This is a genomic window from Methylobacterium sp. NPDC080182 (assembly GCF_050281105.1).
In the GTDB taxonomy this organism is placed as follows: domain Bacteria; phylum Pseudomonadota; class Alphaproteobacteria; order Rhizobiales; family Beijerinckiaceae; genus Methylobacterium.
In genome coordinates this window covers 70,887-83,388 of the sequence record NZ_JBNNWO010000019.1, presented here as the reverse complement: position 1 = coordinate 83,388, position 12,502 = coordinate 70,887, and the positions used below count along the sequence as shown (strand labels likewise).

Genomic DNA, 12,502 nt, shown 5'->3' with positions numbered 1-12,502 from the left:
GGCGGCCGGCGCCGCACCCGGTCGAGCCCGTCAGGCCGCCGCGGCGATCGGGGCCGGCGACGGCGCGTCCATGGCGCGCAGGTAGACGTCGAGGAGCGTCTCCTGCTCGTCGCGCTCGTCCTTGTCCTGCTTGCGGATCTTCAGGATCTCCTTGAGCACCTTCACGTCGAGACCCTCGCCCTTGGCCTCGGCGAAGACCTCCTTCTTGGCCTCCATCAGGTCCTTGATCTCCTCCTCCAGCCGTTCCACGCGCTCGATGATCGAGCGGATGCGGTCGCCCGCGACGCCCACGGTGTCGGTCATGTCGGTCATGCAGTCCCTCGTCGGATGACGGGGGCACCCTCGCCCGACAGGGTAAGCGGTGGGTTAAGGCCGGGCCGGTGCTTCGACTTGGCCCTGGACCGGGCCCTGGACCCGGCCCCGGATCCAGCCGGAGATCGCGTCCGCCACGGCGTCGCTGTTCGATTCCAGCATCATCATGTGGCCGTTTCCGCGGATGCCGTGGTCGGCGAGCGCCAGCCGGTCCGGCTTCGCGCCCGCCTGAGTCAGGAAGGCCGCCGTGCAATCGTCCATGGTGGCCCGGAACGACGCCTCGGCGGTCACGATCACCGCCGGCACCCGGGCGAGGTTCGGCAATCGGCGCGCGGGCTCGGCCTGGAGCCAGCAGCGGATCCGGTCGGGCGCGGCGGCGCTCTCCGCCTGGACGACCGTCAGGTCGGCCGGGCCGCTCACCGGCGGCTCGAAGTGCAGCGGCACCCGGGTGATGCCGTAGGGCCGGGCCCGGGCCTCGCCGACGCGCTCGTACCAGTCCGCGCCGCCCTTGAAGCGGATGTCGTAGAACGTCGGACCGTTCGGCTCGACCGCGACGTGCGCCTTCACGAGGTCGGGCCGCTGATCCGACACCGCCCAGCCGAAGACGCCCGCCTGCGAGTGCGTCAGCAGGATCGCCGGGCCGATCTTCTCCAGCAGGGCGATCAGCGCCGGGTCGACCAGCTCCTCGCTCCGCAGCGCGCTGGCGATGTAGGGCACCTGGGAGAGGTAGAACTGATCGAAGGCGGCGTTGCCGCGGATCCCGGCGCCGCCCGGCCACTGCGTGTGGAGCTTCGCCTGCGGGTAGAGCGCGGAGCGCTCCTGCCCGGTGAACACCGTCTCCAGATCCTCGGCGGGCAGGCGGGCGTAGGGGCCGTAGGTGTCCGGGTCGCCGCCCGAGCGGCCGCGACCGACCTGGTCGACGACGTAGACCGCGAAGCCCTGCGCGGTGAAGCGGTCGGCCCAGCCCGGCCGGCCGTCGGGCGTCCCGAGGAAGTTGGTCCCGGTCTGGGCGGTGCCGTGCACCAGGACGATCGGGTAGGGCTGCGTCACCCGCTCCGGAACGCGGTACTCCACGAACATCTGGCCGGACGCCGTCGTCTTGCCGCCCGCGGTGGCGTAGCGGCCGCCGACGAAGAAGTAGCCCGCGGGCTGCGTCGGCCTGAACGGCCCGTCGGCGGCACCCGGCTCGGCGGCCCCGGACGGGGATGCAATGGCGAGACAGAGCAGGGCCAGCGCCCCGGCGGCGGCGTTCCTCGACATGGCGTCCTCCCGCGGGCGTCTGGCGCGCCCGGCGGGAGGCATATCAGCGTGAAAGTCCGGCCCGGTCCAGCCGGGCGGCCGATCAGGCGTGGGCGAGGCGCGGCTTCTTCCCCAGCGCCTCCTCGACGGTGCCCGCGCCGTCGAGATAACCGTGGACCTTGGGGTTCGGCATGATCAGCGAGGCCACGAAGGCGATCGCCATCAGGACGGTCACGTACCAGAAGAACGTGCTCTCCATGCCGGCGTCCTTGAACCACAGGGCGACGAACTCGGCGGTGCCGCCGAAGGTGGCGTTGGCGATGGCGTAGGAGAGGCCGACCCCGAGCGCCCGGACGTTGGTGGGGAACAGCTCGGCTTTCACGATACCGCTGATGCCCGTGTAGAACGACACCACGGCGAGCCCGAGGGTGATCAGCGCGAAGGCGAGGTAGGGGTCCTTGTTAGTGCCAAGGGCCGTCATCAGCGGCACCACCATGAGCGTGCCGAGGCCGCTGTAGAGCAGCATGTTCGCCTTGCGGCCGATCTTGTCGGAGAGCGCGCCGAAGATCGGCTGGATGATCATGTAGACGAACAGCACAACCGTCATCGTCTGCGAGGCCGACGTCTTCGGCATGCCGGCGGTGTTGACGAGGTACTTCTGCATGTACGTCGTGAACGTGTAGAAGCTCAGGGAGCCGCCGGCCGTGTAGGCGACCACGACCAGGAACGCCCGCCAGTGCTTGGCCAGCGCGGCGAAGGTGCCGGCGGTCTCCTTGTCGCTGCTGTCCTTCGTCTCGGCCAGGGAGCGCCGGAGATAGAGCGCGACGACCGCCAGCGCGGCGCCGATGAAGAACGGGATGCGCCAGCCCCAGGCGGTGAGTTCCGGACCGGTCATCACCGTCTGCAGCAGCACCAGGACCAGCGAGGCGAGGAGCTGGCCGCCGATCAGCGTCACGTACTGGAACGAGGCGAAGAAGCCGCGCCGCCCCTTGATCGCCACCTCGCTCATGTAGGTCGCCGAGGTGCCGTACTCGCCGCCGACCGACAGGCCCTGGAGCATGCGCGCGAGCAGCAGCAGCACGGGCGCCAGCGTGCCGACATGCTCGTAGGTCGGTAGGATGCCGATCAGCAGCGAGCCGAAGCACATCATCAGCACCGAGATGACCATCGAGGTCCGACGGCCGACGCGGTCGGCGATGCGCCCGAACAGCCAGCCGCCGATCGGCCGCATGAAGAAGCCCACCGCGAAGATGCCGGCGGTCTGCAGGAGCTGACTGGTCGAATCGCCCTTCGGGAAGAAGGCCGGCGCGAAATAGAGCGCGAAGAACGCGTAGCAGTAGAAATCGTACCACTCGACGAGATTGCCCGACGACGAGCCGACGATCGCCCAGATCCGGCGCTTGCGGTCCGCGGCATCATCGAGGTCGCTCGGTGCGATACCGATCGTATCGTCGCGCGAGGCGGACATGGCGTCTCCGTCGATCAATCTTGGTGCCGGCCGAGGCCGGTCTCTTCTTGGTGCGGCGCGACGTTACAGGTGACGCGTCCGATCGCAAGGCCGTGATCCGACTTAGCCGAGGACAGCGCAGGGCGGTGTCACCGGCCGCGGGTCCACAGTGCCGCGGGAGGGAACGGTTCGCCTCAGGACCCCGTTGCGGGCCGGCGTGGGCGTCGATGGCGTTCCGACCACCGCAGGAGGAAGAGGCCATGAAGCGAGTTCTGAGAGACGCGGTCGCGGCCGCCATCGTCGTCGCCGGCGCGGCGACGGCGTTCGCGCAGGGCGGCCCGGGCGGCGGAGGGGCCGGACCCGGTGGTGCGGGCGGCGGCGCCGGCGGCCCGGGTGGTGGGGCCGGAGCGGGCGCGGGTCCGTCCGGCGGCGGCCCGGCCGGCGGCCCTGCTGGCGGTGCCGGCGGCGGGATGCGGGGCGGCACGCCCGAAGGCGGGGCGATGCGCGGTCCCGGCGGTGCCGAGGGTGGACCGCGCGGCGCCGAGGGACCGGGTCGCCCGGGCGGCGCGGCCGAGCGTAACGGACCGGCGGACCGGGGCGGCCCGGCCGCGAATCCAGGTGCGGGCGACCGCGGTGCGGGCGAACGCGGTGCGGGTGAACGCGGTGCGGGTGAACGCGGTGCCGGCGATCGGGGTGGCCGCGAGCCGGGTGCCGGACCCGAGCGGGGCAACCGCGACGCGGCCGGTCCCGAGCGCGGCGGTCGCGGTCCGGCCGGCGAACGGGACGGCCGTGCCGGTGCCCGCGACCGCGGCGCCGTCCGCGGCGCTGTCGGCCGCCTCGACACCCGTCAGCGGACCGAGTTCCGCAGCTCGATCACGCGTCTGGGCGTCTCGCCGCTCCGGGACGTGGCTTTCGGCTTGGCGATCGGCACCGCGATCCCGCGCTCTGTCAGGCTCCACAGGCTGCCGCCGGCGATCATCGAGCTGGTGCCGGAATACGAGGGCTACGACTTCGTCCTGGTCCGCGACGACATCGTGATCATCGATCCCGACACCTACGAGATCGTGGACGTGATCCCGGCCTGAGCGGGCAATCACAGGAAGATCGGTGGGCCGGGCGGATCCTCTGCCCGGTGCCCTCTACCGTCCGCCGTCGAGGAGCTTCGACACCACGCGCGCCGTGTAGTCGACCATCGGCACGATCCGCGCGTAGTTCAGCCGGGTCGGACCGATCACGCCGACGACGCCCACGATCTTCTTCGAGCCGTCGCGGAACGGCGCCGCGATCAGCGAGGATCCGGAGAGCGAGAACAGCTTGTTCTCCGAGCCGATGAAGATCCGCACGCCCTCGCCGCCCTCGGCGCGGGACAGGAGATCGATCACGTCCTTCTGGGTCTCCAGGTCGTTGAACAGAAGGCGGATCCGCTCGAGATCCTCGACCGCGCGCAAGTCGTCGAGCAGGTTCGCCTGCCCGCGCACGATCAGCTGGCGGGCCTCCGTCGGGCCGACCGGCGTGGCGAGCCCGGCATCGACGAGGCGCTCGGTGATCGCGTCGAGCTCCCGCTTCATCGCCTTGCGGCCGGCCTCGATCTCGGCGCGCAGCGTGCCGAGGGTGCGCCCCTGCAGGCGCGCGTTGAGGAAGTTCGTCGCCTCCTGGAGGGCCCCGGCCGGCAGGCCCGCCGGCAGGTCCACGAGGCGGTTCTCCACCGAGCCGTCGTCCGAGACGAGGATGACGAGGGCGCGGGCCGGATCGAGCCGCACGAACTCGATGTGCTTCAGGTTGACGTTCGCCTTGGTGGTCAGGACGACCCCGGCGCCCCGGGAGACGCCGGACAGCATGGTCGAGGCCTCGGCCAGGGCCGAGTCGAAGGTGTGACCCGAGGCGGCGGCGCGCATCTGCGCCTCGATGCGCGCCTGCTCGTCCTGGCTGACGTCGCCGAGCTCGAGCATCGCGTCCACGAAGAAGCGCAGGCCGAGCTCCGTCGGCAGGCGGCCGGCGGAGGTGTGCGGCGCGAAGATGAGGCCGGAATGCTCCAGATCCGCCATGACGTTGCGGATCGAAGCCGGCGACAGCGCCATCGGGAGGATGCGCGCGAGATTCCGGGAACCGACCGGCTCGCCGGTCGTGAGGTAGCTCTCCACGATCTGCCGGAAGATCTCCCGGGCACGCTCGTTGAGGGCGGCGAGCGCCTGCATCGCTTGGCCGTTCGAGAAATTGGGACTGGGGTGTGTCACGGGGTCATCCTGTGGTCCGATCATGTCCAACCGTCCCGCGCGGATCAATCCGTACGGCGATGCTTGCCCGCGGTTGCGCGGCGGCCTAAGAGCCCGGCCCTCGACACTCTCGACAGAAGGGGCCCGCGATGCGGCCTTCCAAGCGTGCCGCCGACGAGTTGCGGCCCGTGAGCCTGGAGCGCGCGGTCTCGCGCTACGCCGAGGGCTCCTGCCTCGTCAGCTTCGGCAACACCCGGGTGCTCTGCACCGCATCGCTGGAAGAGCGCGCGCCGCCGTGGCTGCGCGGTTCCGGCAAGGGCTGGGTCACGGCCGAGTACGCCATGCTGCCGCGTGCGACGCACGAACGCACCCGCCGTGAGGTCGGTTCCGGGAAGCCGTCGGGGCGGACCCAGGAGATCCAGCGACTGATCGGCCGTTCGCTGCGCGCCGTCACCAACCTCCCGGCCATGGGCGAGCGCCAGATCACGATCGATTGCGACGTGATCCAGGCCGACGGCGGCACCCGGACAGCCGCGATCACGGGCGCCTGGGTGGCGCTGCACGATTGCTTCGCCTGGATGCGGACCCGCTCGATCATCTCCGTCGATCCGCTGCGCGACCACGTCGCCGCCGTTTCCTGCGGCCTGTACAAGGGCACGCCGGTCCTCGACCTCGACTACGCCGAGGATTCGGCGGCCGAGACCGACGCCAACTTCGTGCTCACCGGCCGGGGCGGCATCGTCGAGGTGCAGGGCACCGCCGAGATGGAGCCCTTCACGCAGGAGCAGCTTCTCGAGCTCCTCGGCCTCGCCCGCGCCGGCACCGAGCGGCTGGTCGCCCTGCAGAAGGAGGCCCTCGCATGAGCCGCCGTCTGACCGGGAAGGTGGTCATCGCCACGCACAATGCCGGCAAGCTCGCAGAGATGCGCGACCTGCTCGCGCCGTTCGGGATCGAGGCGGTGTCGGCGGGCGAGCTCGGCCTGCCCGAGCCCGACGAGACCGGCACGATGTTCGCCGAGAACGCGGCGATCAAGGCGCGGGCGGCGGCCGACGCCACCGGGCTGCCGGCCTTCGCGGACGATTCCGGCCTGTGCGTCGACGCCCTGGACGGCGCGCCGGGCATCTTCTCGGCCCGCTGGGCCGGCGCGACCAAGGACTTCACCGGCGCGATGGCGCGGATCTTCGCCGAACTCGACCGGCGCGGGGCCGCCGAGCGCCGGGCGCACTTCGTGTCCGCCCTCGTGCTGGCTTGGCCGGACGGGCACACCGAGCTGTTCGAGGGACGGGTCTTCGGCGACCTCGTCGCCGCGAAGGGCTCCGCAGGCTTCGGCTACGACCCGATCTTCCGGCCGGACGGCCACGACCGCACCTTCGGCGAGATGAGCGCCGAGGAGAAGCACGGGGTCGACTGGCAGCAGGGGCGGGGCCTGTCGCACCGGGCGCGGGCTTTCGTCGAGCTGAGCCGCGCCTGCCTCGCGCCCGGCGCCTGATTGCCAAACGGCGCGCGGGCGCTCACATGCCCGCCATCATGTCATCGACCGGCCCGGACCATCCGACCCGCGACGCGGGCTTCGGGATCTACCTGCACTGGCCCTTCTGCGCCGCGAAGTGCCCGTACTGCGACTTCAACAGCCACGTCCGCCACGCGGGCGTGGACGAGCCGCGCTTCCTGGCAGCCTTCCGCGCCGAGATCTCCCAAACCGCCGCCCGCACGCCGGGCCGGACCGTGACCAGCATCTTCCTCGGCGGCGGCACGCCCTCGCTGATGCAGCCCACGACCGTGGCCGGGCTGCTCGACGCGGTGGCGGAGCATTGGGCAGTCGCGCCGGACGCGGAGGTGACCCTCGAGGCAAACCCGTCGAGCGTCGAGGCGGGCCGCTTCCAGGGCTACCGCGCCGCCGGGGTCAACCGGGTGTCGCTCGGGATCCAGGCCCTCGACGACGCCTCGCTGCGGACCCTCGGGCGCCTGCACGACACCGCGCAGGCGCTCGGCGCGATCGCCCTGGCGCAGTCGGCCTTCGCGCGGACCTCCTTCGACCTGATCTACGCGCGGCCCGGACAGACGCCGGACCTGTGGCGGGCGGAGCTAAGTGACGCGCTCGCGCGGGCCGCCGAGCACCTCTCGCTCTACCAACTCACCATCGAGCCCGGGACGCCGTTCCACGGGCTCGCCGCCGCCGGCAAGCTGGTGACGCCGGACGACGAGGTCGGTCGCGCCCTCTACGACGTCACCCAGGAGCTCTGCGCGAAGGCCGGCCTCCCGGCCTACGAGATCTCGAACCACGCGCGGCCCGGGGCGGAATCGCGGCACAACCTGCTCTACTGGCGCTACGGCGAGTATGCCGGCATCGGTCCGGGCGCCCACGGACGGCTCGTGACGGGCCGGGGCCGGGTCGGAACCGTGACGGAGCGGTCGCCCGAGGCGTGGCTCGCCCGCGTCGAGGCCGAGGGCCACGGGATCGTCGAGACAGAGAGCCTCTCGGCCGCCGACCAGGCCGACGAGTTCCTGGTGATGGGCCTGCGCCTGCGCGAGGGGATCGATCCCGAGCGCTACGCGGCGCTCAAGGGCCGGCCCCTGAACGGCAACCGCATCGGCATGCTGATCGGGGACGGCCTGCTCGAGCGGCTGCCGGGCGGCCGCATCGCCGCCACGGCGCGGGGGGCGCCGGTGCTCAACGCCCTGGTCGCCGAGCTCGCCGCCTGATCAGATCGCCGGCTTGGCGAGAACCCGGGGCGCCGGGCTGACGGGCGTCGCGGCGTTGTTGCGGATCTCGTAGACCGCGAGGGACCGCTCGCTCTGACCGTCCGGCCGGAACCGGAACGTCCCGTCGACGCCGGCGAAGCCCAGGCCGTTGGTCAGGGTGGTCTCGGCGAAGCGCTGCGAGCCGTAGCGCCGCGACAGGGCCGCGGCGAGCAGCACCGCGTCGTAGGCGAGCGAGGCCACCCGCGGCGGGACGGCGCCGAACCGAGCCTGGTAGCGCGCGCTGAAATTCGAGAAGCCGACGCGATCCGGCGCGGCGAAGCGGCCGCCTTGGAGGGCCGGCAGCGCGAACAGTGACGGCTCGTTCCAGAGGGCGGTGCCGAGGGGGCGCACCCGGGCCGGCGAGAAGCCCGCCTTCGTCAGCGCGGCCGCCACGGCGGGCATCGCGTCCGCGGTCTCGGGGATGAACAGCGCGTCGGCGGTGGCGCCGGGCCCGGCGATCACCCGCGCGAGCCGCTCGACCGCCGGGCCGGGCGCGCCGGCCGGGTATCGCTCCACGGCGGCGACGCGCGCGCCCTTGCGGGCGACGACCTCCCGGAACGCCGCCTCGACGGCGTTGCCGTAGGCGGTCTCGGGGATCAGCGCCGCGAAGGACCTCTTTCCGCCCGCGACCGCGTCCTCGACCACGCGGTCCACCTCCGGCTGCGGCAGGAAGCTCAGCAAGTAGACGCCCTGGTTCGCCACGGTCGCGTCCGTGGAGAAGCCGATCACCGGCTTGCCGGCGGTCCTGGCGACGGCCGCGGCGGCCTGGACGCTGCCGGCGAAGAGCGGGCCGAGGACGATCTCGGCGCCCTGCCGCAGCGCCTCCTGGGTCGCCTCCCGGGCACCGTCCGGACTGCCACGGTCGTCCTCGACGATGAGCGTCAGGTCGGGCTGCTGGGCCTCGTCGTAGGCGAGCTGCGCGGCGTTGCGCATGGCGGCCCCCACGGTCGATCCCTGGCCGGTCAGCGGCAGCACCAGGGCGACCTTCACCGAGCCCGCCCCGATTCGCCCGCCGCCGCCCGCGGCCGGCATCGACGGCGCCGCGGGCGCGGCGCCCGGTGCATCCGGCACGGCGGCCGGCGGTGACAGCTCGGCCTGCGGCCCGGTCGCGCGTCGCGCGAGGTCGCTGCCGACGCAACCGCCGAGCGAGAGCAGGATCGCGCAGAGCGCGGCGGTCTGGGCGGTGACACGCACGAGACGGTCCCGCGCGCTTGTCGGGCGCGCCATGGCGCGTACTCCTTCGGGCAGGCTCCGCAGCCTGACCGGCAGATTCTCAAATGTAAACGCGGCGGCGAGGACTTGCCCCCGGCCACGCGGCCTCGCCGCGACGAGAGGCGACCAGTGTGGCAAGATCGCCGGTGATGACCCGTAGATTCGACGACCCGGGGCCCGCCGCCCCGACCCGAGCTCCGTCCCCGAAGCTCGCCCCCGACCGCCCGCGCAGCACGACCTTCACGGCCTTCGGCCTCGCGAGCGAGACCGAACCCCTGTCGCCGGGCCTGCACATCGTGGCGACGCCGATCGGGAACTTGCGCGACATCACCATCCGGGCGCTGGCGACGCTGGCGGCCGCCGACGCGGTCCTGGCCGAGGACACCCGCGTCACCCGGAACCTACTGGCGCATTACGGGATCACGACGCCGCTGCTCGCCTATCACGAGCATTCCAACGACGCGGTGCGCGAGCGGATGGTGGCCCGGCTCACCGCCGGCGAGGCCCTGGCGCTGGTCTCGGATGCCGGGACGCCGCTCGTCTCGGATCCCGGCTACAAGCTGGTCCAGGCCGCCATCGAGGCCGGGATCGCCATCACGCCCGTCCCGGGGCCGTCCGCGGTGATGACCGCGCTGGTCGCGGCGGGCCTGCCGACCGACCGGTTCTTCTTCGAGGGCTTCCTGCCGCAGAAGGCCGGAGCGCGGCGCAACCGCCTGGAGGCGCTGATCCAGGTTCCCGGCACCCTGGTCCTGTTCGAATCGCCGCATCGCCTGCCCGACATGCTGGCCGACGCCGCTGCGGTGCTCGGTCCGGAGCGGCCGGCGGCCGTGACCCGCGAGCTGACCAAGCTCTACGAAACCATCCGGCGCGATACGTTGGGCAGCCTGAGCGCGCGCTTCGCCCAGGAGGGACCGCCGAAGGGGGAGATCGTGGTGATTATCGGTGCGGCGACGGCGCCGGAGCGCAGCGCGGATTCGGATGCCGCCCTCGACGCCCTGATCCTGGCGGCGCTGGAGCGGCACTCGATCAAGGATGCCGCCAGCCTCGTATCCGACGAGACCGGTCAGCCGAGGCGCCTCGTCTACACCCGCGCGCTGGCGCTGGCGCGGGACCAGGGATGACCGGGGCCCTGCCGGACCGGGCCGGCCGGCGCCGCGCCGCCTACCGGCTCGGCCACCGCGCCGAGTGGCTGGCGCTCGCCGCGCTGATGCTCAAGGGGTACTGGCCGATCGGCCGGCGCGTGAGCGTCGCGGGCGGCGAGATCGATCTCGTCGTCCGGCGCTGGAAGACCGTCGTGTTCGTGGAGGTGAAGGCTCGGGCGCGCCGCGACGACGCCCGGGAGGCGATCGACGCCGCCAAGCGGCGGCGGTTCTCCCGCGCGGTCCGCGCCTGGATCGGACGCAATGCGTGGTGTGCCGGGTCGACGTTCCGGGCCGACGCCGTGTTCGTCGGATCCCGCACCTGGCCCGCCCATGTCGAGCGGGTCTTCACCATCGAGGGTCTCTGACGGGCGGCCCGAGACCGCCGGAGCCGACGCGCCGGGTCTCAGTCCCGGGCGGCGCGGATCGCCCCGATCAGGGTCCGCTTCAGGTCGGCCTGGCTGAACGGCTTCTGGACGACGGGCCTGTCGCGGAACGGCTCGCGGATGCCGGCACCGCCGTAACCGGTCGAGAAGACCAGCGGAAGGTCGCGCTTGGCGATGGCCTCGGCCACCGGGTAGATCGGCTCACCCGCCACGTTCACGTCGAGAATGGCGACCTCGAACGCTTCCTGCGACGCCATCTCCAGCGCGGAGGACAGCCGCGCGGCCGGCCCGACCACGGCGCAGCCGAAATCGAGGAGCATGTCCTCCAGCAGCATCGAGATCGCGGCCTCGTCCTCGACGACGAGAACACGGACGCCGTTGAGGACGTCGTCGTTGGGGTCAGCAATCACGCCGGGCCGTCTTCCCTTCGAATGCCCCCGTCGCCGGGGATCTTGCCATGCGGCTGGTCACGCCTTGCGCACCGCGTGAGCAGCGTCCGGACGGGTGAACGCGGCCCGAGGGTCAGCCCGCGAGACAACCTGAGGCGTCGCCCGTAATGCGCAATGTGTCAAGCGTTCCCGGCCCGTTCCGACACCCAGACCGGGCGCTATGTTAACCGATGATACATTTTTGTGCGGGCGGTTTCGCGCGGGCGTATGCGAGTGTCGCCGCGCGGCCGCTCAATCGTCCTTGAACGTGACCTTGGCGCCCCGTGTCACATGCGCGGCGAGGTCGCGGGCGTTCCAGTTGGTCAGGCGGATGCAGCCGTGGGACTCCGTCTTCCCGACCTTCTCGGGCTCCGGCGTCCCGTGGATCCCGTAGCTCGGGATCGCCAGGTCGATCCAGACCAGGCCGACCGGGTTGTTGGGCCCCGACTGGATGGTGAATTTGTGCTGCGCCTTCACGCCCTTGAACGCGTATTTCGGGTTGTAGGTGTAGTCCGGGTCGAACGCGACGCCCTTCACCTTGGTCTCGCCGCTCGGGGCCGGCTTCTCGGCACTGCCGATCGACGCGGGGTAATAGGCCACGAGCTTTCCGTCGGCGCCGTAGGCGCGGACGTCGCGGCTCGACTTGTCGACCTCGATGCGTTCGACCTTCGGCTCCTGGGGCAGATCCTTGCCCTTCGGCTTGTCCGTGCCCATCGGGTCCACCGCCGCGACCGCGATGGTCGTGCCGGCCTTGTCGAGGGGCTTGCCGGGATTGAGCGCGCTGACGAGGTCGCGGCTCATGTGGAAGCGCTCGGCCAGCATCTCGCGGGGATTGGTGTAGCCCATCGACTTGAGCTCGGACTGCTCCTCCATCTTGGGCGGGATCCGCTCGACGTAGGGGCCCGCGGCGTCGGCCTCGGAGAGCGTGTAGTCGGTGACGGCGGGCTTGTCGCTGGTCGCCTGGAGCTTGTCCCAGATCTCGGGCGTCAGGTCCTCGCCGGCGGGAAGCCCCTGCGCCACCGCGAATGCCGAGAGGGCGTGACGGTAATTGTCGCCCTTCCGGCCGTCGATCGCTCCGGGATAGAAGCGCGCGCGATCGAGCAGCACCTGGGCCTTGACGATCAGTGGATCGGGCTTGTCGTCCGACGACTTGGCCCGACGGGCCTTCGCGTCGGACTTCGTGCCCTCGCCCTTCCCGGCGCCCGGCTGCGCCAGGGTCGCGGCGTTCACCGCCTCGGCGGTCAACGCCGGCGGCTGCGCCGTCTCGGCCTTCCGGCCCTTCCCGGTCCGGGCAGCCGCGCCGTGCGCGGCCAGACAACTCGCCAGGAGAGCCACGCAGACCGGCCGCCAAGGTTTCGGGATCATCGCCGTCGTCATTCCGGGA

The 12,502-nt window shown here is 72.0% G+C and carries 13 protein-coding genes; 6 read left to right on the top strand and 7 right to left on the bottom strand.

The genetic code is table 11. The annotated features are described in order from the left end of the window. Positions 1-30: 30 nt before the first annotated feature. The 3 genes from ACQKQD_RS27865 to ACQKQD_RS27855 form a co-directional block, all read right to left on the bottom strand. Entirely contained in the window at positions 31-312 is a 282-nt protein-coding gene (locus ACQKQD_RS27865) for a DUF2312 domain-containing protein (RefSeq protein ID WP_020091862.1), read from the bottom strand. Positions 313-366: 54 nt separating this feature from the next. Continuing rightward, on the bottom strand, positions 367-1,572 hold the full coding sequence (locus tag ACQKQD_RS27860; RefSeq protein ID WP_427510155.1) for an alpha/beta hydrolase: 1,206 nt from the start codon (positions 1,570-1,572) through the stop codon (positions 367-369). Between the two features lie 82 nt (positions 1,573-1,654). Beyond that, positions 1,655-3,019: an MFS family transporter gene (locus ACQKQD_RS27855; protein WP_091677151.1), complete on the bottom strand. Its 1,365-nt coding sequence runs from the start codon at positions 3,017-3,019 to the stop codon at positions 1,655-1,657. Positions 3,020-3,258: 239 nt separating this feature from the next. On the opposite strand from ACQKQD_RS27855, the gene ACQKQD_RS27850 reads away from it, so the two are divergent. Beyond that, entirely contained in the window at positions 3,259-4,083 is an 825-nt protein-coding gene (locus ACQKQD_RS27850) for a DUF1236 domain-containing protein (RefSeq protein ID WP_427510154.1), read from the top strand. A 54-nt stretch (positions 4,084-4,137) separates the two neighbouring features. Here ACQKQD_RS27850 and hrcA read toward each other — a convergent pair whose 3' ends face one another. Further along, entirely contained in the window at positions 4,138-5,193 is a 1,056-nt protein-coding gene (hrcA, locus tag ACQKQD_RS27845; protein ID WP_427510164.1) for a heat-inducible transcriptional repressor HrcA, read from the bottom strand. Positions 5,194-5,360: 167 nt separating this feature from the next. Between hrcA and rph the strand changes: the two genes are divergently transcribed. From rph to hemW, 3 genes are read left to right on the top strand one after another with little or no spacing between them, the layout of a single operon-like run. Further along, a complete protein-coding gene (gene rph, locus ACQKQD_RS27840; protein ID WP_056528382.1) occupies positions 5,361-6,074 on the top strand; it encodes a ribonuclease PH in 714 nt (237 codons plus the stop codon). Then, on the top strand, positions 6,071-6,700 hold the full coding sequence (gene rdgB / locus ACQKQD_RS27835; RefSeq protein ID WP_020091869.1) for an RdgB/HAM1 family non-canonical purine NTP pyrophosphatase: 630 nt from the start codon (positions 6,071-6,073) through the stop codon (positions 6,698-6,700). The genes rph and rdgB overlap by 4 nt, the downstream gene beginning before the upstream one ends. Positions 6,701-6,726: 26 nt before the next feature. Then, positions 6,727-7,914, top strand: coding sequence for a radical SAM family heme chaperone HemW (gene hemW, locus ACQKQD_RS27830; RefSeq protein WP_427510153.1), 1,188 nt, complete (start codon positions 6,727-6,729; stop codon positions 7,912-7,914). On the opposite strand, the gene ACQKQD_RS27825 is transcribed toward hemW, so the two are convergent. Continuing rightward, positions 7,915-9,180 carry a penicillin-binding protein activator gene (locus tag ACQKQD_RS27825; protein ID WP_427510152.1) on the bottom strand — a complete coding sequence of 422 codons (1,266 nt, stop codon included), beginning with the start codon at positions 9,178-9,180 and terminating at the stop codon, positions 7,915-7,917. Positions 9,181-9,314: 134 nt separating this feature from the next. Between ACQKQD_RS27825 and rsmI the strand changes: the two genes are divergently transcribed. Then, positions 9,315-10,286 carry a 16S rRNA (cytidine(1402)-2'-O)-methyltransferase gene (gene rsmI / locus ACQKQD_RS27820; RefSeq protein WP_020091872.1) on the top strand — a complete coding sequence of 324 codons (972 nt, stop codon included), beginning with the start codon at positions 9,315-9,317 and terminating at the stop codon, positions 10,284-10,286. Continuing rightward, positions 10,283-10,672: a YraN family protein gene (locus ACQKQD_RS27815; RefSeq protein ID WP_020091873.1), complete on the top strand. Its 390-nt coding sequence runs from the start codon at positions 10,283-10,285 to the stop codon at positions 10,670-10,672. Before rsmI ends, ACQKQD_RS27815 begins: the two co-directional genes overlap by 4 nt. Positions 10,673-10,710: 38 nt before the next feature. Here the strand turns inward: ACQKQD_RS27815 and ACQKQD_RS27810 are convergent, their stop codons facing one another. Together ACQKQD_RS27810 and ACQKQD_RS27805 are read right to left on the bottom strand one after the other, a co-directional pair. Beyond that, positions 10,711-11,100 (bottom strand): response regulator, encoded by a 390-nt coding sequence (locus ACQKQD_RS27810; protein WP_012319888.1) that lies wholly within the window; start codon positions 11,098-11,100, stop codon positions 10,711-10,713. Positions 11,101-11,370: 270 nt separating this feature from the next. After that, entirely contained in the window at positions 11,371-12,483 is a 1,113-nt protein-coding gene (locus ACQKQD_RS27805; RefSeq protein ID WP_427510151.1) for a L,D-transpeptidase family protein, read from the bottom strand. Between the last annotated feature and the right edge of the window lie 19 nt (positions 12,484-12,502).